Annotated in this window: 20 protein-coding genes; 19 read left to right on the forward strand and 1 reads right to left on the reverse strand. The window is 49.3% G+C overall.

From position 1 onward, the window contains the following. On the reverse strand, nucleotides 1-275 hold a 275-nt coding region (locus tag ACE3K2_RS20475), incomplete at its 3' end, for a hypothetical protein (protein WP_421894537.1). A 39-nt stretch (nucleotides 276-314) separates the two neighbouring features. Between ACE3K2_RS20475 and ACE3K2_RS20480 the strand changes: the two genes are divergently transcribed. The 19 genes from ACE3K2_RS20480 (at nucleotide 315) to ACE3K2_RS20570 (ending at nucleotide 21,694) form a co-directional block, all read left to right on the forward strand. Beyond that, complete coding sequence (locus ACE3K2_RS20480; protein ID WP_421894525.1) at nucleotides 315-962, forward strand: GT-D fold domain-containing glycosyltransferase; 648 nt, start codon at nucleotides 315-317, stop codon at nucleotides 960-962. Nucleotides 963-1,032: 70 nt separating this feature from the next. Further along, the gene (locus tag ACE3K2_RS20485) at nucleotides 1,033-2,757 is read left to right on the forward strand and encodes a glycosyltransferase family 2 protein (protein WP_421894335.1); all 1,725 of its coding nucleotides are present in this window, start codon (nucleotides 1,033-1,035) and stop codon (nucleotides 2,755-2,757) included. 352 nt (nucleotides 2,758-3,109) lie between these two features. After that, nucleotides 3,110-3,388 carry a glutaredoxin family protein gene (locus ACE3K2_RS20490; protein ID WP_253440555.1) on the forward strand — a complete coding sequence of 93 codons (279 nt, stop codon included), beginning with the start codon at nucleotides 3,110-3,112 and terminating at the stop codon, nucleotides 3,386-3,388. A gap of 323 nt (nucleotides 3,389-3,711) precedes the next feature. After that, a complete protein-coding gene (locus ACE3K2_RS20495) occupies nucleotides 3,712-5,055 on the forward strand; it encodes an LLM class flavin-dependent oxidoreductase (protein WP_339305848.1) in 1,344 nt (447 codons plus the stop codon). A gap of 211 nt (nucleotides 5,056-5,266) precedes the next feature. Next, nucleotides 5,267-6,913 (forward strand): ABC transporter substrate-binding protein, encoded by a 1,647-nt coding sequence (locus tag ACE3K2_RS20500; protein ID WP_421894340.1) that lies wholly within the window; start codon nucleotides 5,267-5,269, stop codon nucleotides 6,911-6,913. Between the two features lie 222 nt (nucleotides 6,914-7,135). Then, nucleotides 7,136-8,068 (forward strand): ABC transporter permease, encoded by a 933-nt coding sequence (locus ACE3K2_RS20505; RefSeq protein WP_036605816.1) that lies wholly within the window; start codon nucleotides 7,136-7,138, stop codon nucleotides 8,066-8,068. A 60-nt stretch (nucleotides 8,069-8,128) separates the two neighbouring features. Next, nucleotides 8,129-9,046 (forward strand): ABC transporter permease, encoded by a 918-nt coding sequence (locus ACE3K2_RS20510; RefSeq protein WP_421894344.1) that lies wholly within the window; start codon nucleotides 8,129-8,131, stop codon nucleotides 9,044-9,046. A 123-nt stretch (nucleotides 9,047-9,169) separates the two neighbouring features. After that, the gene (ssuE, locus tag ACE3K2_RS20515) at nucleotides 9,170-9,718 is read left to right on the forward strand and encodes an NADPH-dependent FMN reductase (protein ID WP_421894347.1); all 549 of its coding nucleotides are present in this window, start codon (nucleotides 9,170-9,172) and stop codon (nucleotides 9,716-9,718) included. A 69-nt stretch (nucleotides 9,719-9,787) separates the two neighbouring features. After that, on the forward strand, nucleotides 9,788-10,660 hold the full coding sequence (locus ACE3K2_RS20520; RefSeq protein ID WP_339305856.1) for a LysR family transcriptional regulator: 873 nt from the start codon (nucleotides 9,788-9,790) through the stop codon (nucleotides 10,658-10,660). Between the two features lie 48 nt (nucleotides 10,661-10,708). Then, entirely contained in the window at nucleotides 10,709-11,770 is a 1,062-nt protein-coding gene (locus ACE3K2_RS20525; protein ID WP_421894350.1) for an LLM class flavin-dependent oxidoreductase, read from the forward strand. Nucleotides 11,771-11,809: 39 nt separating this feature from the next. Continuing rightward, nucleotides 11,810-13,039, forward strand: coding sequence for an amidohydrolase (locus ACE3K2_RS20530; RefSeq protein ID WP_421894353.1), 1,230 nt, complete (start codon nucleotides 11,810-11,812; stop codon nucleotides 13,037-13,039). A gap of 329 nt (nucleotides 13,040-13,368) precedes the next feature. Next, nucleotides 13,369-14,229, forward strand: coding sequence for a diaminopimelate epimerase (locus ACE3K2_RS20535; RefSeq protein ID WP_421894356.1), 861 nt, complete (start codon nucleotides 13,369-13,371; stop codon nucleotides 14,227-14,229). 36 nt (nucleotides 14,230-14,265) lie between these two features. Beyond that, nucleotides 14,266-15,060 (forward strand): SAM-dependent methyltransferase, encoded by a 795-nt coding sequence (locus ACE3K2_RS20540; RefSeq protein ID WP_421894359.1) that lies wholly within the window; start codon nucleotides 14,266-14,268, stop codon nucleotides 15,058-15,060. A gap of 98 nt (nucleotides 15,061-15,158) precedes the next feature. After that, nucleotides 15,159-16,454: an opine metallophore biosynthesis dehydrogenase gene (locus ACE3K2_RS20545; protein ID WP_421894362.1), complete on the forward strand. Its 1,296-nt coding sequence runs from the start codon at nucleotides 15,159-15,161 to the stop codon at nucleotides 16,452-16,454. A gap of 226 nt (nucleotides 16,455-16,680) precedes the next feature. Then, nucleotides 16,681-18,309, forward strand: coding sequence for a staphylopine-dependent metal ABC transporter substrate-binding lipoprotein (gene cntA, locus ACE3K2_RS20550; RefSeq protein WP_421894364.1), 1,629 nt, complete (start codon nucleotides 16,681-16,683; stop codon nucleotides 18,307-18,309). 13 nt (nucleotides 18,310-18,322) lie between these two features. Next, a complete protein-coding gene (gene opp1B, locus ACE3K2_RS20555; protein ID WP_421894367.1) occupies nucleotides 18,323-19,255 on the forward strand; it encodes a nickel/cobalt ABC transporter permease in 933 nt (310 codons plus the stop codon). Then, nucleotides 19,255-20,151 (forward strand): staphylopine uptake ABC transporter permease subunit CntC, encoded by an 897-nt coding sequence (gene cntC / locus ACE3K2_RS20560; RefSeq protein ID WP_421894369.1) that lies wholly within the window; start codon nucleotides 19,255-19,257, stop codon nucleotides 20,149-20,151. The genes opp1B and cntC overlap by 1 nt, the downstream gene beginning before the upstream one ends. Then, nucleotides 20,132-20,941 (forward strand): staphylopine uptake ABC transporter ATP-binding protein CntD, encoded by an 810-nt coding sequence (gene cntD, locus ACE3K2_RS20565; protein WP_421894372.1) that lies wholly within the window; start codon nucleotides 20,132-20,134, stop codon nucleotides 20,939-20,941. The genes cntC and cntD overlap by 20 nt, the downstream gene beginning before the upstream one ends. Then, a complete protein-coding gene (locus tag ACE3K2_RS20570) occupies nucleotides 20,942-21,694 on the forward strand; it encodes an ABC transporter ATP-binding protein (protein ID WP_421894375.1) in 753 nt (250 codons plus the stop codon). Nucleotides 21,695-21,697: the final 3 nt, after the last annotated feature.

Genomic DNA, 21,697 nt, shown 5'->3' on the forward strand with positions numbered 1-21,697 from the left:
CCCCCGCCCCGCGCCAGGCGACACACCAGAAGGGTGTCGCCCACGCGCCCGCGGGGCGGGGAGGCGCTGCCGCCGCGCATGCGGGCAGCGCGAAGGGCTTGCCGCCGCCTGCGGAGCACGCAGTGCAGGCGGCGGCTGTGCCCGGCGGCTACGCCGAGGGCTACCGCGACGGCGTATTCGCCGGCGGGGAGGCGCTGGTGGCGCAGCACATCCCGCCGGATCACATTCTGCCAGCCGTGGCGGCGGCAGATCTGATCGCGGCGGGCTTCCGCCAATACGCGCCCAGCCTGACTCGGCTGTCCAGCCCTCATGAGATGGCTGGACACATCGTGGCGGCGCTGGATGCGCAGCGCCCCTTGTCTGTCGTTCGCCTTGGAGATGGCGAACTGCTCACCCTGGCAGCCGATACGGTGCTGCCCGGCCAGGAAGTGCAGGAGCTGGCACCGTTTCTGCCCTATGCAGGGGTGCCATGCTCAACGCCAGACATCCGCGCGATGCTTGCGGAAGCCATACAGGCCGCCGACTGGGTTGGCGTCCCGATCTCGCGGGCGCCCACATTTCAGGGGTTGCTCTTCCCTGTATTGCGCCACTTCGGGATCGACTGGTCCCGGCTGAAGTTGACCAGCTCCACGATCAATTACAGTCTGCACCAGTCCGGCTTGGTGCTGCCGATGCTGCAAGGGCGGCGGGTTCTGCTTATCGGCAGTCAGGCTGCCGAGCTTGGGGCACTGCTGCATGACCGGGGGATTCATGTCACAGGTATCATTGGTTCTGTGGCGGGAGTGATGGACATTCCGAGAGTGATGCAGCTAACCGCAGAACATGCCTTTGATATCGCATTGGTGGCAGCGGGTATTCCGGCAGTTATTCTGTGTCGGCGAATCGCAGGTGAACTCGGCAAGGTCGCTTTTGATTTTGGACATTTGGCTGACAAACTGGTAAAAGGAGAGCTTCAACTCTAGTGGGCCGTCCGGGGGCTGGTTATGTGCACGTTGGCCTCACGGACAAGTGGAAATGGAGGGAGCGATATATATGAGCACACCTAATCAACAGCGCAGGGAAGAACGTCATGGCCGCAGCAACAAGGTTAATGCTCGAAACGTCATCCGTCGAAATGGTCACAGTCATCACAACATCACGCCAAATATCAGCCCTCGTAGTGACAACAGCCGCAGTGAAAATAATCGGAATGGCAGCATAAGCAGTGAAAAAAAAGCGGTCTGCCGTGCCACACAGCGCGATATCTCGCGACCTGCGATGGCAGTTCTGCATGCAGCAGGTCGTCGCTCAACGCGGAAATCCAGACGCAAAGGTAAAAGCAGCCGTAATGCTAGAGCCAGACTCTACAAACAGGGTTATCATAGAGGTTACGACGAAGGTGTCCGCCAAGGACAGAGTTCATTTGGGCTTGTTTTTGAAGGAGTTAGCATCATTATTCCCACGTACAATCAGCGGGAGTATGTGCTGCAATGTGTGTCCAGTATCGAAAAGCATACACCTGCTCCCTTCGAAATTATCGTCGTGGATAATGCCTCCAAGGATGGAACTGCCAAGGCCATGCTCCGCAAAGGCGGCATGGTGAGGGTTGCTGTCCTGGATCAGAACCGCGGGTTTGCCGGAGGTGTCAATCATGGGCTGATGATGGCGAGAGGAAGACATATCATCGTGCTGAACAACGATACCCTGGTTACGCCGGGCTGGCTGGATAACATGATGACTTGTCTTGCCAGTGATCCAAAGATTGGTGTGGTGGGTCCGGTGACCAACTATATTGGCGGGGATCAGCAGATTGAGGTTCCGTATCGTGAGGTAGAAGAGATGTGGTCTTTTGCCGCCACACATAATCGTCCGGATGCAGACAAACATCGAATAACCGATCGCCTGGTCGGATTCTGCTGGCTGTTCTCACGGGAGCTGCTGGAACGGGTGGGTTATCTGGACGAAGGGTACGCGGTTGGCAATTTTGAAGATGATGACTGGATCATCCGGGTGAAGCTGGCAGGATACCAGCTAGCGGTAGCCGGGGATGCTTTTATCCACCACTTCGGAAGTGTCAGTATGAAAGCATTGGGGGAGCAGGACTTTGCTGTGGTGAACAAGGATAATGAACAGTTTTATAGGCAAAAGTGGGGAGATCCCCATGTGCTGGTTGCCGAGACATCCCGGTTGGCGAAGCAACAAACCTCGGGTACCTTATCCGGTCAACAAGAGGATAGAGACACAAGCACAATCGATCCGCGTCAGCAAATTTCAACGCAGGGCAGCCAAGATCCAGCATTACAGTTCAGACACAGTTATGACTTCTACCCGGAAGGCTCGTTCCTGTCCGATGCCAAAGGAGATGTCTATACATTAACTGGCGGTCGGCGGCGTAAGCTGAATATCCCTGTACCGCGTGGAATATCTCCTGTTCAGGTGGCCAAACCGGACCTGCTCGCCATTCCTGCCGGAGAAGCACTGATATCAGCGGGGGAAGTGCACGGCTGGCCAATGGAGGCACAACAGGTGCAGAACAAAGGGATTCAGGGTTCTCCCCATGTCTTGACAGAAGGAAGTATTGTTACCGCAGTGGATGCACCCGAGGTTCGATATCAGATCAGCGGAGGTAAGCGCAGACGATTTGTATCGGTTTATGCCTCAGAACGTTGGGGCGTACGTTCCGGGCATATGATCAGCGTGTCTGCGGACCAACTGAATTCGATGGAAGAAGGATGGCCCATTATCGCACCACCTCAGCTCTTTAACCCAGATCTGTAATGTCAGGCGATCTGTTTATCCGGAGCAGCAGTATGATGCGGAATGGAAGATGCAGCGATATCCTGTGTAATCGCTCTGATTCATTCCGCATCCGAATATTACATATGAGCGGGTAGCTAGACTACTGAAGCAGAGTGATTCATTCCAGTTAAATGCTGCATCTTTCAAATTTAAAATTTAATCTTTCTATTTAGCTATAGGTTTATTCTATTAGCAGATCCATTGACGCATGAAGGGCGCAGGAGTACATTTATAGCCATAATTCTTATTTAACAGATGGGAATTGAAGGTCTAGGGCGTCCAGATGTAATCACCCGGATCATAATTTATAAACCTACCAGGAGGTATGTCGATGTCATCATCAACCAAAAAAGTCGTGCTGTGGAGCAAAACAGGCTGTCATTTCTGCGGGGAAGTGAAAGCATTTCTGACAGAGCGAAACCAGCCTTTTGAGAACATTGAAGTGCAGGGGAATGACGTGCTCCGAGATGTACTTGAAGCAAAATATGGCATTCGGCATGTACCCGTTATTGAAGTGGGAGGGGACGGCAAGTTTGAAGCCTTGCTGGAACCTGATCTGGAGAAGCTGGCTGAACTTCTGGCACAACCGGACGAAGCAGCAGCGGTCTGACAGGAGTTGTTATAACCCCTTGGAACAAGTCGTTCCGGCTGCTGTATGATGCAAGATCGCATTTGTACAGCAGGTGGAACGTTCATAACTGAACGCTTAATGAGATGTAAAAAGTTCTAATTCACATCTTCAATACACATATAGAAAAAATCTATTAGTCGCGCTGTTGACCCTTTTACGGGGCAGTGATAAGATTTGTGAAATTAAAACAAACCAAACTCATAGGAATAGTTAACTTTTAAGTTATTTCGCATACGTAATCAGTTCAGATTGTCCCCTGAACATTCATTTGAAGATTTTAATCCAAGAAAGGCGGAATGCAGATGACAGCGAAACGCAGTTTGAAATTCGGAGCAATTGTACACGGCGTTGGAGGCAGCAATACCACATGGAGACACCCGGAAGTTCAGGCAGATGCCAGCGTTAACTTTGAGTTCTACAAGCGTCAGACGCTGAAAGCGGAAGAAGGCAAGTTCGATCTGGTATTTATCGCAGACGGTCTGTATATTACCGAGAAATCCATTCCTCATTTCCTGAATCGCTTCGAACCGATCAGTATCCTGTCCGCTTTGGCTGCCGTTACTTCACGGATTGGACTGGTGGGTACCCTCTCGACATCCTATAGTGATCCGTTCACCGTAGCCAGACAGTTCGGTTCCCTTGATCAGATCAGTGACGGTCGTGCAGGCTGGAACGTGGTGACCTCTCCACTGGAAGGTACAGCGAAAAACTACAGCAAGAGTAATCATCCAACACATCCGGAACGTTACCGCATCGCTACGGAATATCTGCAGGTAACCAAAGGATTGTGGGACTCGTGGGAAGATGATGCCTTTGTAAGAGACAAAGAGAGCGGTGTTTTCTTCGATCCTTCCAAACTGCACACCCTTAATCATGAAGGAGAATTCTTCTCCGTACAGGGTCCGCTCAATATTGCCCGTTCACGGCAAGGACAGCCGGTAATTTTTCAGGCAGGTTCTTCGGAAGATGGCAAAAATCTGGCTGCACAAGAAGCGGATGCTGTTTTTACCGGACACGATACAATTGAAGATGCACAGGCATTCTATAAGGATGTGAAAACGCGGGCAGCTTCCTATGGACGTTCTTCACAGGATATTGTCATTCTGCCAGGCATCAATCCTATTGTTGGACGGACAGAGGAAGAAGCTGAACAGAAATATCAGGAGATCGCAAGCTTGGTCACAATTGACAAGGCATTGGATTACCTGGGACGTTTCTTCGAACATCATGATTTCTCCCAATATCCATTGGATGAGCCTTTCCCGGAGCTGAACGGCATTGGAAGCAACAGTTTCCGCAGTGGCACAGACAAGATCAAGAAGGATGCCAAGGAGCAGGGATTGACCTTGCGTGAAGTGGCTCTGCGGGCAGCAACACCACGCAGCAAATTCCTGGGCACACCGGAGCAGGTCGCTGACAAAATTCAGGAATGGTTTGAGACGGAAGCGGCAGATGGTTTCATTATTGCTTCTGAACTGCCAAGTGGATTGTCTGATTTCGTAGAACTGGTTGTTCCGATTCTGCAAGAGCGCGGCCTTTATCGTACGGAGTATGAGCACGATACATTGCGGGGGAACCTTGGGGTGAAAATTCCGGTTAACCGTTATACAGCTGCCAGGGAGCAAGTTGTATCTGATTTGGCATAATTGAGATGAGCCCTATTCAATTTACACGAACGCGTTGCTTCTTCGGATTGGTTCTGATCCCTTCGTTAGCATGTAAAGGCTAGCGTTTAACTTATAAGCCATGAGCTCAACCATTTGCACTATCTTAAAACCGACTTAATTCATAGGAAATATAGATTATTGGTATAAGCATCAATTTAATGACACCTGTATACACAGAGGGGGAAGCGATATGAACAGGTCTATCTCATGGATGAAATATATGGCATTGGCAGCAGTATTGGTGATGGTATTATCCGGTTGCGGAGCCGCGGCGGGAGGCAACACGAATGGTTCAGCACAGGCATCAGGCGGGGGTCAGGCCGGGCAAGCGGAAGGAGGCAACCTGACTTTTGCACTCGCGACTTCCCCGGATTCGCTGGACCCTCATCGCAGTGGGCTTGCCGTAGCTGTACGTGCGATCCGGACGATCTACGATAATCTGGTCGTGCAGCTGCCTGACGGTTCCATCAAACCTTGGCTTGCTACGGAATGGAGCGTATCCGAGGACGGCAAGAGTTATACGTTCAAGCTGCGTGAAGGCGTGAAATTCCACGATGGTACACCGTTTAATGCGGAAGCCGTCAAATACAATCTGGACCGAGTGATTGATCCGGCCACCAAAGCTGCCAATTCTTTAGCCCTGATTAGACCCTATAGCTCCTCCGAGGTCATTGATGAATATACCATCAAGGTGAATCTGGATTCACCATCGCAAGCTTTTCTCGGCAATCTGAGTCAGGCACTTCTGGGGATCGTATCCCCTACAGCTGCCCAAAAATATGGTGATCAGCTGGGTAAAAATCCGGTGGGCACAGGTCCGTATACCTTTGTGAAATGGGATGAAAATGCGGATATCGTCGTTGCCAAAAACAAGGATTACAACTGGGGACCTGAGACGGTTGAAAATAAAGCCGCACCTCATGTGGATACGATCACATTTAAGATCGTACCGGAAGAAGCGACGCGTATCGGAAGTGTTCAGAGTGGTCAGGTACTCGCTGCCGAGACTGTTCCGCCGCAAAATATCGCTGCATTAAAGAACGATCCGAACCAGCAATTGTTGCAGGCCAATACGGTTGGGTTGCCGTACACACTCTTTTTCAATCTGCGCAAAGCGCCTTGGGATGATGTGAAAGTAAGACAGGCGGTACAATCTGCCGTAGATGTGGAATCAATTGTGAAAACATTGTATCTGGGCAACTACGAACGAGCGTGGTCTGCACTTTCTCCTGGAATCCTGGGTTATGATGCATCGTTGGAAGGAAGCATCAACCCGGACATCAACAAAGCCAATCAGCTACTGGACGAACAAGGCTGGGTGAAAGGTGCTGACGGTATTCGTGCCAAAGACGGCCAGAAGCTCACCCTGCGTTATGTCGATGGTTCGCCCAATCGGGAGAAACGTAATGACATTGCCGCCATTATTCAGCAACAGTTGAAACAGGTAGGCATCGCCGTTGAAGTGGAAATTACCAAAGACGTTGCAACGGTCATTTATCAGAACTGGGATTATGATCTCTATGGCAATAGCCAGGTCAATTCCGATCCAAATGCCTTGTACGCCTTTTATCATACGAGTGCAGAGGGGCAGCGTCCGACCTTATCCGGTTTGTCTGATCCGAAGATCGATGAACTGCTGGAGCAGGGGGCCGTGGAGAGTCACCCGGATAAACGTGTCGAGATCTACAATCAGATTCAACAATACCTGATTGAGCAAGCGGTCATTTTGCCGATCTATGTATTCCCATATACGGTCGCAGCATCCAAAAAGGTCGAAGGCATCAAGTTCGATTCACTGGGCTATCCGCTCTTCAACGACGTCCGCATTCAGCCCTAACAGAGGTTGTTCAAAAAGTCCACTTTTGATTACGAGTCATGCCTAATGGCATGATCAGCATCGAATATGAAATTCAGCCGAAATGTCCGTTGCTCACGTAGTTTCCTACGCTCCGCTACTCCATTTCTAGCTTCATTCCATCTTCTCGGTACTGAAAACTGGTCTTTTTGAACACGCACTATAGTAACGACCAATCCAGATACAGGAAGGAGATATCCCGGTATGGTTCAAACGATACTGTCGAGACTTGCAACATCGCTTCTGGTTATATTCGGAGCTTCGGTGCTGGTGTACTGCATCATGTATCTCCTGCCGGGTGATCCGGTTCTGCTCATGCTGGACCCATCCTCGGCTACCCCGGAGATGATTGAAAATCTGCGGGTGCAGCTTGGATTGGATCAGCCGTTTTACATCCAGTTTGCGAATTATTTCGGCGATATGCTGCGTGGGGATTTTGGCAAATCCATGATCAATTCGGATCCGGTCTTGCCGAAGATACTGGAACATTTTCCAGCTACACTGGCTCTGACTGCTCTCAGCTCAATCATTGCCATTACAATCGGAATTACACTCGGTGTATTGTCTGCCATTCATCGCAATGGCGTAATTGATTTCGTCGCCCGGCTCGTTGGACTATTCGGTATCTCCATGCCAACCTTCTGGACGGGGATCCTGCTCATCCTGTTATTCTCGGTACAGCTGGGCTGGTTCCCGGCGATGGGGTCCGACGGATTCAGCTCACTGGTTCTTCCTGCAGCCACACTCGGTCTCGTGGGTGCAGGATTTATCGTACGAATGGTGCGGAACAGCATGCTGGAAGTGATCAATGAACCGTTTATCGTGGCCTTACGGGCCAAAGGACTTTCGGAACGAGCTATCATGTATGGTCATGCACTGCGTAATGCGCTAATCCCTGCTGTAACAGTAATCGGCATGCTGATCGGTGATCTGCTTGCTGGAACGGTTGTGGTGGAGACCGTCTTCTCCAGACAGGGAATCGGCCGAATTATTGCAGATGCGCTAATGGCCAAGGATCTGCCGGTGGTGCAAGGTGTCGTCTTTTTCACATCCATTATCTATGTTGTCTTGAACCTGTTGGTGGACATCTCGTATTCGTATATTGATCCCCGGGTTCGGCGTGCAGTCCGAACATAATGACCGCTGGAACAGTCGGAAGTGTCCTGATACGGAGTATGGAAGGAGGCGTTGTAGCTCATGAGCATGAAACCTTTGGCTGGTGACAAAAAAGCATGGGCGGGCAGTGTAGGACGTATCCGTCTGTGGAATCGCCGCCCTTGGCGTTATCGCGTCTCATTCGCGGTATCCCGATTTTTCTTTTATGCAGCATTGCTGGTGGTGGTCTTTACCGTGGCATGTGCGATTGTGCCAGGCTGGATTGCGCCCTATGATCCAACTCAGATGATGACGGATGCCATTCTGCAGGCTCCTTCTGCTGCGCACCTGTTCGGGACGGACTATTTTGGCAGGGATATCTTCAGTGTGGTCGTGCATGGAAGCAGGGATTCGTTGCTCATTGGATTCGCTTCGGTTCTTGTGGGCGGTATTGTCGGTAGTGCGCTTGGAATTATCTCCGGTTATGCCGGAGGCATTGTCGACACAATCACCATGCGGGCTGTTGATATTCTGATGGCGGTACCCGGGGTGCTCCTGGCATTATCTGTTGCAGCTGCTCTCGGGCCAGGACTGATGAATATTGCACTGGCTGTTGCCGTTTCCTCCATTCCGGGATACGCACGGGTCATGCGTGGGCAGGTCATATCGGTTAAAGGACTGCCTTTCATCACAGCGACACGTTCACTGGGCGGTTCCAATACCCGTATTTTCTGGAAACATGTACTGCCACATTCGTTGTCACCGTTGCTGGTTATGGCTACGCTGGGCGTAGGTACGTCGATCTTGACGGGTTCCGGCCTCAGTTTTCTTGGACTTGGGGTACTGAAGGAAATTCCGGATTGGGGTGCATTGCTCTCACAAGGTAGAGGTTATCTGACGGTTGCCTGGTGGATCTGTACGTTCCCGGGGCTGGCGATCACGTTGTTTGTACTGGCGGTTAATCTGATTGGAGACGATATTCGCGATCGGTTGGACCCCAAAGTAAAAGGAGCGGCCTGACCGCCATACCAAAATATAAGAATTCATAAATTTCACCCTATCCATTTTTATATTTCACTGCGAAACGGTAGCTGTGCCACCAGAGGTCGGCGACAGCCGTTTACGCTTGAGGAGGAATAACTGATGTCACATGTTGTCATTATTGCCGGATCACCTTCCAAACGTTCGCGTTTGACAGGTCTGACGGATTACAGTAGTCAGAAATTAACGGAAGCAGGCGTTACCGTTGAAGTCATTCACGTTGCGGATCTGCCGGCTGAAGACCTGGTTCAAGCCCGATTCGACAGTTCATTCCTTCGTGATGCACTTGCTGTCGTGGAAGCGGCTGATGCAGTCATTGTAGCTACACCGGTATACAAGGCATCGTACTCGGGAGTACTCAAGCTGTTCCTGGACCTGATTCCGCAAGAAGGGTTACGGGGTAAGTTGTCACTTCCACTCGTTATCGGTGGCTCCATTGCTCATCTGCTCGCCATTGATTATGCATTGAAGCCTGTACTGGCAGCACTAGGTGGAAGACATATCCTGGGAGGCGTATATGCTGTGGACCAAGGAATCGAACGACTGGATGATGGACAATTCATACTTTCGGCGGATGTTACAACCCGTCTGGATCGCTCACTGGATGAATTGATATTGACACTGGAAAAGGATGGCATTACGATATCATAAAACCAAGTAAGTTCATTGGATAAATCAATATAAGATCAATCGTCTGCGGACGTGGATACGGAGGCGCTCATGAATATCGAGAATATTGAAGCATTTGTATATATCAATCATTATGGAAGCTTCAATAAGGCTGCCGAAGTACTCTTCTTGTCCCAACCTTCGGTCACAGCTCGCATTCAGTCACTGGAAAGGGAGCTGGGCTGCAAGTTGTTTGATCGGCTTGGCAAGCAAATCGTGCTGACAGAAGAAGGTCGGAAATTCCTGCCATATGCGCAGCAAGTGCTGCAAGTGATTCAGAAGGGCAAACAGAAGATTCAGCAGCGCCGTACAACACCGGATGCGCTTCGACTGGGTAGTACCGTATCGGTATCGAATTATGTCATTCCCGATTTTCTACCCAAGATCAAGGAAGCTTACCCCGAGATTAATATCAAATTGACGACGGCAACGACGGATCAGCTGATTGCCAAATTGCTTGGTCAGGAGATCGATCTTGCTTTTGTACGCAAGGTCATGCATCCTGCGATCCGTACGGTTGCTTTTTATGAAGATCCGATCCAGCTCTATGTGTACAAAGGACATCCATTCATTGAGAGCGGGCATGTCAGCATGGAAGCAATCCGGCACGAGCAACTGGTCTTTTTCGAATGTGGTTCACTGGACTGGCTTCGCATTCACCGGGCTTTCGACTCGCTGGAACATCCGCCGAATATTACATATCATGTGGATAATTCGGAGACAGCGAAGAAACTGGTTATGCAAGGGGCAGGCATTGCTTTTCTCCCGGGACTCACGGTGAAGAAGGAAGTGCAGAATCAGGAGTTATTCCCCATTCAGGTACATGAGGTGGCAGGTGTATCGTTGCAGATCAGCGTTGTCACGTTAAAGGAAGAATATTCGCCATTGGCAGAGCCCTTCGGGGAACTGCTGCGACAGTTATAGAGTGTTATGTAAGAACAGCGGTTCAGCACAATCAAGGAGGAGAAGGATATGAGTATTCGTGTGGGCATTTTGGATCAGACCCCAATCTATGAAGGGGAAACGGCGGTGGATGCTTTTCGGCATACGATTGAGCTGGCACAGCGGGCTGAGCAGCTTGGATTCCATCGGTTCTGGGTATCGGAGCACCATGATTCCGGGCATGTTGCAGGTTCTTCCCCGGAGGTACTCATCTCCCACTTGCTTGCACATACAAAGCGCATTCGTCTGGGGTCTGGCGGAGTGATGCTCCAGCATTACAGTCCATACAAAGTCGCCGAGAATTTCAATATCCTCGCAGCACTCGGACCAGGAAGAGTTGACCTGGGTATTGGTCGTGCGCCGGGTGGTTTACCTCGTTCGACACAGGCGTTACAGGAAGGTATTCAGGATGCGGCATCTCTGCAAGAGAAAATTGTTCAGGTAAAACGATACATCCATAATGAACCACATCCAGATTCAGCTCATGCACTTGCTGGGCTCACTGCTTCGCCTGTGTCCGACATTCCAGCGGAGCTGTACGTGCTTGGAGCCAGTGTTGATAGTGCAGGTATGGCTGCGGAACTGGGACTACCATATGTCTTTTCCCTGTTCATTAACAGTAATATCGAGGTCGCGCTTGAGGCCATCCGTGTATATCGTGAACAATTCAATCGTTCCCCGGGGCGGGAGCCTTACGCTGCACTGGCGATATCCCTGATTGTGGCTGAGAGTGAGGAAGAAGCGGAAGGACTTGCGAGTGAGCATATGCTGGTGAAGATCCATCTGGAGAGTGGTAAGGTGCTGACGGTTGGTTCTGTGGAACAGGCGGAAGAATTCGGACGTCAATCGAACGAAAAGTACCGACTTGAAATTCTTGAACCAAGCGTGACCCGGGGTACAAAAGAAACCGTAGGTCAGGCACTGCTGAAATTCCAGCAGGATTTTGCCGTGGATGAGTTCATTGTGACTACAGCGACACGGGACTTTGCCAAGCGGATTCGTTCATTCGAACTGTTGCGTGAAATTCTGGCAGAGCAGGGATTAAGCGAATTTGCACTGGAATCCAAGGAACAGGAAGCCGCAATCGGATAGAATTAGGACAGTGAATATGTACGAATGGGAGGCCATGTGATGAAAAGTGATCTGGAACAGCCCAAGAAGCATTCTGAGCAACAAGTACAGGGCCCCAAGCATGAAATTCATGGTGAGCGGGCGGAAGAATTCGCGGAACGTTTAATCACTATTCGGCGACACCTGCATCGGTATCCCGAGTTGTCCGGCGAGGAAAGGGAGACGACGGCAGCCATCCGCAGTTGGCTGGAAGAGGAAGGCGTCCGTATTGCAGACGAATATGTGCTGCGGACAGGGTTAGTCGCTGAAGTAGGTCAAGGGGACGGCCCTGTGGTTGCCCTAAGAGCGGATATTGATGCGCTGCCCATTCAGGAAGAGACAAAGCTGGAATTTGCCTCGCAGGTGGCTGGGAAGATGCACGCCTGTGGACATGATGCACATACCGCTATTCTCATTGGTGCTGCACGATTACTGAAACAGCGCGAGTCCACGCTTCCTGGGAAAGTACGCTTGTTGTTCCAGCCGTCGGAGGAAAAAGCAACGGGTGCTCGGCAAGTGATCCAGAGCGGCGCATTGTCCGATGTTCGGGCCGTATTTGGTTTGCATAACAAGCCTGATCTCCAAGTAGGTACTGTGGGCATTCGGGAAGGTGCATTGATGGCGGCGGCAGACGGTTTTGTTGTCAAAGTGGAAGGGGTAGGCACCCATGCGGCCGTACCCGAAGCAGGCATTGATCCGATTGTGGTTGCCGCACATATCGTTACCGCTCTTCAGGCGATTGTGAGTCGTAATGTAGGAGCACAGGAGAGTGCTGTAATCAGCGTTACCAAGCTCCACAGCGGTACAGCCTGGAATGTCATTCCGGATGAAGCGATCCTTGATGGCACAGTGCGTACCTTTGATGAGAAAGTGCGTGCACGGATTCGTGAACGTTTCAATCAGGTAGTCGCCGGCGTGGCGGCAGCTTATGGCACACGGGCTACGGTTCGCTGGATTCAGGGACCACCTGCCGTGGTCAACGATGAAGCTCTCGCATCTGCGGCGGAACAAGTCGCAGGTCAGATTGGGCTGAATAGCGTTAGACCGCTGCCTTCTCCAGCAGGTGAGGACTTCTCTTTTTATCAAAAAGAAGTTCCGGGCCTGTTCCTCTTCCTGGGCACCTCTGGCCCGAATGAGTGGCATCACCCAGGCTTTGATGTGGATGAACGGGCATTGCCGCTCGGAGCACATCTCCTGGCTGCACTGGCTGAACAGGCACTGCACCATGTCCAAGCACAACAGGAGGGATAGGTACAGTGAGCCTCTGGATCATATCCAGATCGAAACGGTTCCGCTCTGCGGCAACCGTTTTTCGTATTTCTTTTTGTAGCAAGAGAGAGGTAGGGATGACGAATTGTTGAACCTTATCAGATGGTGTAGGTATGGCTAGGGCTGGCGCATAAGCGTCAGCTCTGTTTGGTTTTGCTTACAGGAGGGGATGAAGGAGCGAATGAGGTGCAGTTTTTTTGAAATGGAAATATTTGTTGACGCTTCCCAAATGGATGTGCTATATTTTTCTCGACCTTTAATCGTAATAATTACTATTAGATAACAAAATAAGAACAGGAGTAGCTACTGCGATGAAACAGGAGATCGATTTTATCAAGTTCAGTCCCACTCAAAACATGACGATTCTGGTTAAAACGGTTCATGCAGCCGAGCAATACAGTCATATTGCTACCCGTCTAATGTCGTATGATAACGTTTACGCTGAGCAAGTGGGATTCATTGAACCAACGACGAGACCGGAAGCTGCTGCTCATCTGCAAATGGCCGGAGGAGAGTTCTGTGGTAATGCTTGCATGGCACTTGCAGCACACCTCGCAACTGAGGCAGGGTTGGCACAACAGGATTGCGTGGATATCGCGCTTGATGTTTCCGGAACAGATCAATTGATCATGTGCCATGTGAAGAAGCAGCAGAATGAATACAACTGCCAGGTAACCATGCCGGTTCCAAGACAGATCGAGCAGCGAACCATTCGCTACGAAGGCATGGAGCTGGATCTGGTGATCATCCGGTACGCTGAGTTCATCCATATCGTGATCGAAGTGGATGACTTCGACGATATCATGAAAAAGAGGGCACAGACCCTTGCAAGATTACTGGGTTTAACACTGGGAGATAAGCTGATCGGTATCCTGTTATATCAATCACACTCCGCAGAAATGGCCCCGCTCATCTATGTTTCGGAGCTGGATAGTCTGATCTGGGAGAGAGGGTGTGGTTCAGGTACAGCTTCTGTGGGAGCTTATCTTGCATGGAGCCAGCAGAGGGAGATTACGCAGTACATCAAGCAGCCCGGTGGTGCGATCAAAGTGATAGCCGACTGGAATGGCACAGAACTTGGGGGCATTACGATTGAGGGATCGGTAGGCATCGTGGCACAGGGAAAAGCCTACATAGATGCTCCAATGGAGTGGAGTGGTGTGAATGCATGAGATACAAGACCAAGACAACGTATAGGGGGAATAGAAATGATCACATTGGTCCATTTTCAGACTTGTCTGAGTGAATTTTCAGAGAAATTCAACCAGCTTGCGAACAAGTATGATCATACGATTCAACATAGTGCGGAGCTGGAGGCTGTGATCAATGACTACGCCCACTTTGTGACCAATCAGGAGAATAAGGCAGCCTGGGAACAGTTGGAGCAGACGGAGCTTGAAGAACTGGATTCGCTTATATGGCAGTTGAGAAATAAGTCAGCCCAGTGTGTGGCGATCATGGAGAAATATCGTGCATTGAAGTTAGAGAACGGGGATGTGCAGATTGCCGATTATTTCAAAAACATTGAAGAGTGCATCGATAAAGAATTTGGCAGCTTCCATGTCACCCCTGATTCGAAAGTGTTGTTGGTAGGTTCCGGTTCATTCCCCATGACACCATTACTCATCGCCAAGCGAACAGGTGCAGAGGTCGTCGGGATCGATATTGATGAAGAATCCATAACACTCGGGCAAAAGGTGGTGGAGACGCTGGGCGCGGACTTGAAGATTCGTTTGGAGTCAACATTGCTGGAAAATCTGGCGTATACCCAGGAAGCAACACATATCATTTTCAGCTCTACCGTGGCTCCTAAATATGAGTTGCTTGATCAACTGCATGCCCTGACGAATGCACAGGTCGTTGTAGCCATGAGATATGGTGACCAATTGAAGTCCCTGTTCAATTATCCCATGAAGGAGACGGACCCTAGCAAATGGAAGCTGGTGGACCAGATCCTGCGCCCGGATGATGTGTTCGATATAGCGTTATACCAGAAAGCATAGGATGCAAGTGCATCCAAGTACGTCTCAAGTAGGTCTCAAGTACATCTCAAGTACATCCAAATGGACTCCAGGTTGAATTTTGAATTAAGGAGGCATATATGCGCAATCTTCAGCGAATTCTGATACTTGGAACCGGCCCAGCATCCATTCAGCTTGCGGTAACACTCACAGATCATCTCAACTGCTGCATAGGCATTGCAGGGAGACCATCGGTTCGTTCAGCATCCGTATTTGCAGCCCTCGAACAGAGTAATGGACATGTCCGGGTCAGCATTCAAAATGAGAAGCATCAGCAGCTGGCAGGTGAGTGCTTCGTTGATCATGTGTTCAAGGGATATGACACCATCCAGGGGGAATGGGACACACTTATTTTGACTGTCACCACAGATGCATATATCGATGTTTTGGAACAAATGAATAGAGAATTCGTCAAACAACTGAAATGTGTTATTTTGGTTTCTCCAACGTTCGGTTCGAATCGCCTAGTGAGCCATTATATGAGAGAGCGGAATGCTGCGCCGGAAGTGATCAGTTTCTCTACCTACCTCGGAGATACCCGTTGGATGCACGAATATCCGTCCAATCATGTGATCACAACAGGGGTCAAGAAAAAGGTCTATATCGCTTCCACTCAATCCCCGTCTGAACAGGTTAGCAGACTATGCCAAGTGTATGAACGTTTGGGTGTTGCACTGGAAGTGATGCGATCTCCATTGGAAGCGGAAACGAGAAATATTTCGTTGTACGTACACCCGCCCTTGTTCATGAACGAGTTCTCATTAAAAGCCATCTTTGGAGCATCAGATATTCAGAAATACGTATACAAGATGTATCCTGAAGGTCCGATTACACAAGTTTTGATTCGAGAAATGCGGGCACAGTGGCAGGAGATTATGAATATTACGGACCGGCTCCATATCCAGGGAGTAAACCTGCTTCAATTCATGACGGATGACAACTATCCGGTTCAATTAGAGAGTATATCACGCCAGGATATCGAGAATTTCAATCAGCTGCAGGTCATTCATCAAGAGTATTTATTATACATACGGTACACCTCACTATTGATTGATCCATTCTCGGAACCTGATTCGGAAGGCAAATATTTCGATTTTTCAGCAGTGCCATTTCGTCAAACGTTCATGAACCGCGAAGGAGAGCTGGACATCCCGCGGATGCCCAAGGAAGATTACTATCGCATCAAAATCATTCAGGGCATCGCCAGACATCTGGATGTGAGTTGCCCCACGATTGATCAATTCATCGCCAGATATGAGGCGAAGATTCAGGAAGTGGCTGACGCACAGCCGGATCAGCGCTTGTCCAATGCCTTTGTGATCCAATCCTTTGACGAGGACATCCGCATGATCTGCACGGGACTTTTAAGGGTCTAATTACATCTCAAATTATTCAAGTTGAACCTGATGTTTACATCATAACGAAGAGTGCAGAACCAATCTGAAGAAGCGAAGCGGTCGCCTTTATCCCCGGATTTTCTCATTGAAAAAGAGGATCAAAAAAATCTGGGGATAACAGCGATCGGAAGATGGTACTGCAATCGGAGTGGTCCGATGTAACCTACAAGGTCTGCTTGTAACTTAATCATCAGGAGGAAATGTTGTGAAAAAAGGTCCTACTTTTACATCCATACTATTGCTGGTGTCTGCTATTGCGCTACTAACCGGATGCGCTCAGAGCACAAAAGAGAAAGAGAGCACCCAAACGGAGCCTGCCAATAGCCAGGTACAAACCGAGCTTATCTATGCTTCTGCCAAAGATATTAATGATATGAACCCCCATCTGTACACAGGCTCCATGCCTGCACAAGGGATGGTATATGAGTCTCTGGTGGAAAACACACCTGATGGGATCAAGCCATTACTGGCGGAATCATGGGATATCTCGAAGGATGGCAAGACCTATACCTTTCATCTGCGACAAGATGTGAAATTCCATGATGGGGAGCCGTTCAATGCAGAGGCGGTCAAACAAAATATCGATGCCGTTCAGGCCAATGCCGAAAAACATGCCTGGATCAAGCTATCCACCAAAATCACAAGTGTAAAGGTCATTGATGAACACACGGTGGAGCTGACACTGTCGGAAGCCTATTATCCGGCGCTAGTGGAACTGTCCATGACCAGACCTTATGTCTTCATATCACCCAACGATTTCAAGGATGGAGGAACCAAGGACGGGGTAAATGGTTTCCACGGCACAGGACCATATATGCTTACTGCTCATAAAGTCGAAGAAAATGCCACGTTTGAAGCCAATGAAGACTATTGGGGTGGTGCACCTGCAATCAAGAAAATCACATCCAAAGTTCTTCCGGCTGGTGAAACGACATTCCTTGCATTACAAAAGGGAGAAATCAACTTTGTGTTCACGGATGACCGGGGAGCAGACAGTATTGATGTGGAAGCCATGGACCAGTTGGCTGAATCCGGGGATTATCAAGTGGTCCGAAGTGAAGCGATGAATACGAATATGATCGTAGCCAATAGCAGTCGCCAGAATAGTCCGGTTCAGGAAACGGCAGTTCGGGAAGCACTTTGGGTTGGCATTGATCGCGAAACGATCAGTAAGGATATTTTCAATGGTACACAAACCGTAGCGGACACGTTATTTTCAGCCAATGTCAATTATGCCAAGGTGGACCTGAAGAAAAGGGAGTATGATCCGGAATTGGCCGGAAAACTTCTGGACCAAGCTGGTTGGACATGGGCAGACGGTCAAGTGGTGAGAATGAAGAACGGTCAGCCTTTAGCCATGACACTATATTATGACAGCAACTCGTCTTCACAGAAAATACAGGCCGAATTGATCCAGTATTCCATGAAAGAATTGGGGATTCAGCTTGAAATCATAGGCGAAGAGTCTACTTCCATCGCGAATCGGAGAGCCACAGGGGAATATGATCTGTTATTCAATCAAACCTGGGGACTGGCCTATGATCCACAGAGTACCATCGCTGCATTTACATCAGATTCGGCATACAAGCATACAACAAGCGGAATTGCTGAAGCAGATGAATTGTACCAGAAAATCGAAGCGGTCATGGTCTCCACAGATGAGGCATCTCGCCAATCCCTGTATGCCGACATTATGAAGATCGTCCATGATGAAGCGGTGTTCATCCCAATTACCAACGGACGTGTCACTGTAGTCGCTCCCGAGAATCTCGAAGGAATCTCATTCAAGCAGACCCAATATGAACTACCTTTTGAAAAAATGAATTTTAAATAGAGCGGAGATGGATATGGGAAGTTATATCGTCAAAAGGATTCTGTTAACCATCCCTTTATTGATTATCATTTCATTTATAACGTTTGTTCTGATTAATCTATCTCCCTTGGAACCGGCCGTTGTTGTGTTACAGGCACAGGAAGTTCCGCAGATTACGGATGAACTGATCGCCCAGACCAACCGGGCATTAGGGTTTGATCAGCCGTTCATGATCCAGTATGCGAACTGGCTCATGGCTGTTTTACAGTTGGACTTTGGCAACTCATATGTATCGGGTGAACCCGTATGGTCATTGATGGGGCCGGCTTTTATGAACACATTAAAGTTAACGCTCGTCTCATCGATATTTATTATTGCGCTGTCCATCCTGCTGGGTGTGATCTGTGCCATGAGAGAAGGCAAGCTGCTGGATCGATCGGTTAGAGGCATTTCCTTTTTCCTCACAGCCATGCCATCCTACTGGCTCGCAGCCATGATGATCTGGTATTTTTCCGTCAAGCTGGATCTGCTGCCTACCAGTGGCATGGACTCGTATCGAAGCTACATTCTGCCGGTGATTGTGATCACGGTGAGTTATACAGGCATTTATTTTCGAACAGTGCGAAGTTCCATGCTGAGCAATATGAATGAGGACTATGTGTTATATGCACGGGCAAGCGGTCTGAGCGAGAGAAAAGTAACCCTGCATATTCTAAGAAATTCCTTACAGGTGGCTGTATCCATCTTTTGCATGGCGATCCCGATTGTGCTGGGCAGTACGGTGGTTATTGAAAATGTATTTGCCTGGCCCGGACTCGGGAGGCTCAGCGTAAGATCCATTTTAAGCAGGGATTTTCCCATTATTCAGGGGTATGTTCTGATGTTGGCTGTCACCTTTGTCTTGTTTAACACGTTATCCGACATCATTAACGCGGCGATGAATCCCCGGTTGAGAAAGGAATTCTGATGCGAATACTGAAAAATTGGAGCAAAGACAAGCTTGCAATGACCTCTTTGGTGGTGATTATCGTCACGCTTATGGTGGGCATTCTGGCCCCTCTCATTGCACCGCATGACCCTGGGCAAGTGAATATGAAGCTTCGTTATGCTTCTTCGTCCTGGGAGTATCTATTAGGCAATGATCATCTGGGCAGATGTGTATTATCCCGGCTTATCTATGGCATCCGTCCAAGTGTGTTATGGGTTCTGGTTGCGTTAACGCTGTCTGTTCTGATCGGGGCCATTGTTGGATTCATCGCGGGTTACTTCAAGGGGAACGTCGATGCTTGGATCATGAGGGTCTGTGACATAATGCTGTCTTTTCCCGGATACGTGATGACACTGGCAGTGGTCGGCATCTTGGGTGCAGGACTGGAGAATATTTTGATTGCCTTTGTCTGCATGAAATGGGCCTGGTTTGCCCGCGTTATTCGCACCTCTGTGATGCAGTTCTCTGATATGGATTATGTGAAATTCGCCAAAGCTACCGGCACGCCCAATCTGAGAATCGTAATGAAACATATTGTTCCGGTTGCCTTTGCCGATATTGCCGTCATTGCGAGTGGTTCCATGTGTTCAATGATGCTGCAGATCTCCGGCCTTTCCTTTCTGGGGCTTGGCATTCAGGCTCCGCATGCAGAGTGGGGCATGATGCTCAATGAGGCGAGGGAAGTTATGTTCTCCAGACCTGAATTGATGTTGGCACCGGGACTGGCTATTGTGGTGGTCGTGTCTGCTTTTAATTTTCTATCGGATGCGCTTCAAGTGGCTCTGGACCCCAAATTGATGAACTCTCAAGGCAAGTCTGACAAGTCTTACGAAAGTGAGGTGAGAAAGACCGCTTATGAATATAGTCGAGGTTGAACAATTGAAAGTATGGGACACCAATACAGGCAAAGTGATCATTCATAATAGTTCATTTCAAGTCAGGCAGGGAAGTTGTATGGCCATCGTCGGGGAAAGTGGAAGCGGAAAGTCCGTCACATGCAGGGCACTGATGCGATTGAACAAGCCATGGATTCGCCAATCGGGCAGGATGTTATTTCAGGGCGAAGACCTGAACCAGCTTTCGGAACTGGAGATGCGTCGTAAGCGGGGTAAACAGCTGTGTATGATTTTGCAAAATGGCATGAGTGCATTCGATCCTTCCTGTGTCATTGGTGTACATATCCGGGAGACACTTCGGCAGCATTTTGGCTGGAATACCCGCGACATTGAACGAAAAATCATGCATGCCATGGAAAGTGTCATGCTCAGACATCCACGCGAGATTCTGAATCAATATCCACATCAACTGTCCGGTGGCATGCTGCAACGAATCATGATTGCACTGGCATTGGTGCTGGAGCCTGATCTGATTATTGCGGATGAGCCAACAACGGCACTGGATACGATCTCTCAATATGAAGTGGTGGAGCAATTGATTCAATTACGCGAACGCATGGGCTGTTCCATGATGTTCATCTCCCATGATCTCGGCGTCGTCCAGAAGATTGCAGATGACGTGATGGTCATGAAAGACGGAAACATCGTAGAGCGCGGCAGTATGAGATCCGTTTTGACAGAGCCGAAGCATGCCTATACGCAGTATCTGGTCTCTACCCGGCTGGAGCTGAGCAATCATTTTAAGGCGTTGATGCAGGAGGATCTATAGATGTTAAAGGTGGAAGGTATTGAAAAATCATATAAGCAAGGCGGACTGTTCTCCAAGCACAAACAACAAGTTTTGAAACAGGTTACCTTTGAATGCCAGCAGGGTGAGTGTCTCGGTATCATCGGTGAAAGCGGAAGCGGTAAATCTACGTTGGGCCGTCTGATTCTGGGCATTGAACGACCGGATCGTGGAACGATCTCGCTCGATGGGAAAGATTTACAGGATCGACGTGTACGGATGGGCAATCTCAGCGCGGTTTTTCAAAATTATACGTCCTCGATCAATCCGTTTCTTACGGTGGAAGCTGCCATTATGGAACCGATGCAAGCGCAGCAAAAGCTGCGAAAGGATCTGGAGGGCTCAGAGAAAGTGGATCTGTTGCTGAACCAAGTTGGACTGGACCCTTCTTATAGATCCAAATATCCGCATGAACTATCCGGCGGCGAGGCTCAGAGAGTGTGCATTGCAAGAGCAATCTCGACAGCCCCTAAATGTATCGTGTTTGATGAAGCGATCAGTTCACTGGATGTGTCTGTTCAGATTCAGGTGCTGCAATTGTTGAAAGAGCTGAAGGATATATACAAGTTGAGCTATGTCTTTATCACGCATGATATACAGGCGGCAGCTTATATTTGCGACCGGGTAATTATTTTCAGAGAGGGGCAGGTTGTAGAGATCGTTCCTATTGGGCAGCTAAAGAATGTTCAGTCAGAGTATGCAAAGAAATTATTGAAGCATTTAATACCATTTTAGGGG

The organism is Paenibacillus sp. (assembly GCF_048976745.1).
GTDB lineage: Bacteria > Bacillota > Bacilli > Paenibacillales > Paenibacillaceae > Paenibacillus.

What these genes read in the sequence shown, in the direction of transcription:
- ACE3K2_RS20480 (WP_421894525.1), top strand. Translation starts at nt 315, where the DNA reads ATGGCTGGACACATCGTGGCGGCGCTGGATGCGCAGCGCCCCTTGTCT.
- ACE3K2_RS20485 (WP_421894335.1), top strand. Translation starts at nt 1,033, where the DNA reads ATGAGCACACCTAATCAACAGCGCAGGGAAGAACGTCATGGCCGCAGC.
- ACE3K2_RS20490 (WP_253440555.1), top strand. Translation starts at nt 3,110, where the DNA reads ATGTCATCATCAACCAAAAAAGTCGTGCTGTGGAGCAAAACAGGCTGT.
- ACE3K2_RS20495 (WP_339305848.1), top strand. Translation starts at nt 3,712, where the DNA reads ATGACAGCGAAACGCAGTTTGAAATTCGGAGCAATTGTACACGGCGTT.
- ACE3K2_RS20500 (WP_421894340.1), top strand. Translation starts at nt 5,267, where the DNA reads ATGAACAGGTCTATCTCATGGATGAAATATATGGCATTGGCAGCAGTA.
- ACE3K2_RS20505 (WP_036605816.1), top strand. Translation starts at nt 7,136, where the DNA reads ATGGTTCAAACGATACTGTCGAGACTTGCAACATCGCTTCTGGTTATA.
- ACE3K2_RS20510 (WP_421894344.1), top strand. Translation starts at nt 8,129, where the DNA reads ATGAGCATGAAACCTTTGGCTGGTGACAAAAAAGCATGGGCGGGCAGT.
- ssuE (WP_421894347.1), top strand. Translation starts at nt 9,170, where the DNA reads ATGTCACATGTTGTCATTATTGCCGGATCACCTTCCAAACGTTCGCGT.
- ACE3K2_RS20520 (WP_339305856.1), top strand. Translation starts at nt 9,788, where the DNA reads ATGAATATCGAGAATATTGAAGCATTTGTATATATCAATCATTATGGA.
- ACE3K2_RS20525 (WP_421894350.1), top strand. Translation starts at nt 10,709, where the DNA reads ATGAGTATTCGTGTGGGCATTTTGGATCAGACCCCAATCTATGAAGGG.
- ACE3K2_RS20530 (WP_421894353.1), top strand. Translation starts at nt 11,810, where the DNA reads ATGAAAAGTGATCTGGAACAGCCCAAGAAGCATTCTGAGCAACAAGTA.
- ACE3K2_RS20535 (WP_421894356.1), top strand. Translation starts at nt 13,369, where the DNA reads ATGAAACAGGAGATCGATTTTATCAAGTTCAGTCCCACTCAAAACATG.
- ACE3K2_RS20540 (WP_421894359.1), top strand. Translation starts at nt 14,266, where the DNA reads ATGATCACATTGGTCCATTTTCAGACTTGTCTGAGTGAATTTTCAGAG.
- ACE3K2_RS20545 (WP_421894362.1), top strand. Translation starts at nt 15,159, where the DNA reads ATGCGCAATCTTCAGCGAATTCTGATACTTGGAACCGGCCCAGCATCC.
- opp1B (WP_421894367.1), top strand. Translation starts at nt 18,323, where the DNA reads ATGGGAAGTTATATCGTCAAAAGGATTCTGTTAACCATCCCTTTATTG.
- cntC (WP_421894369.1), top strand. Translation starts at nt 19,255, where the DNA reads ATGCGAATACTGAAAAATTGGAGCAAAGACAAGCTTGCAATGACCTCT.
- cntD (WP_421894372.1), top strand. Translation starts at nt 20,132, where the DNA reads ATGAATATAGTCGAGGTTGAACAATTGAAAGTATGGGACACCAATACA.
- ACE3K2_RS20570 (WP_421894375.1), top strand. Translation starts at nt 20,942, where the DNA reads ATGTTAAAGGTGGAAGGTATTGAAAAATCATATAAGCAAGGCGGACTG.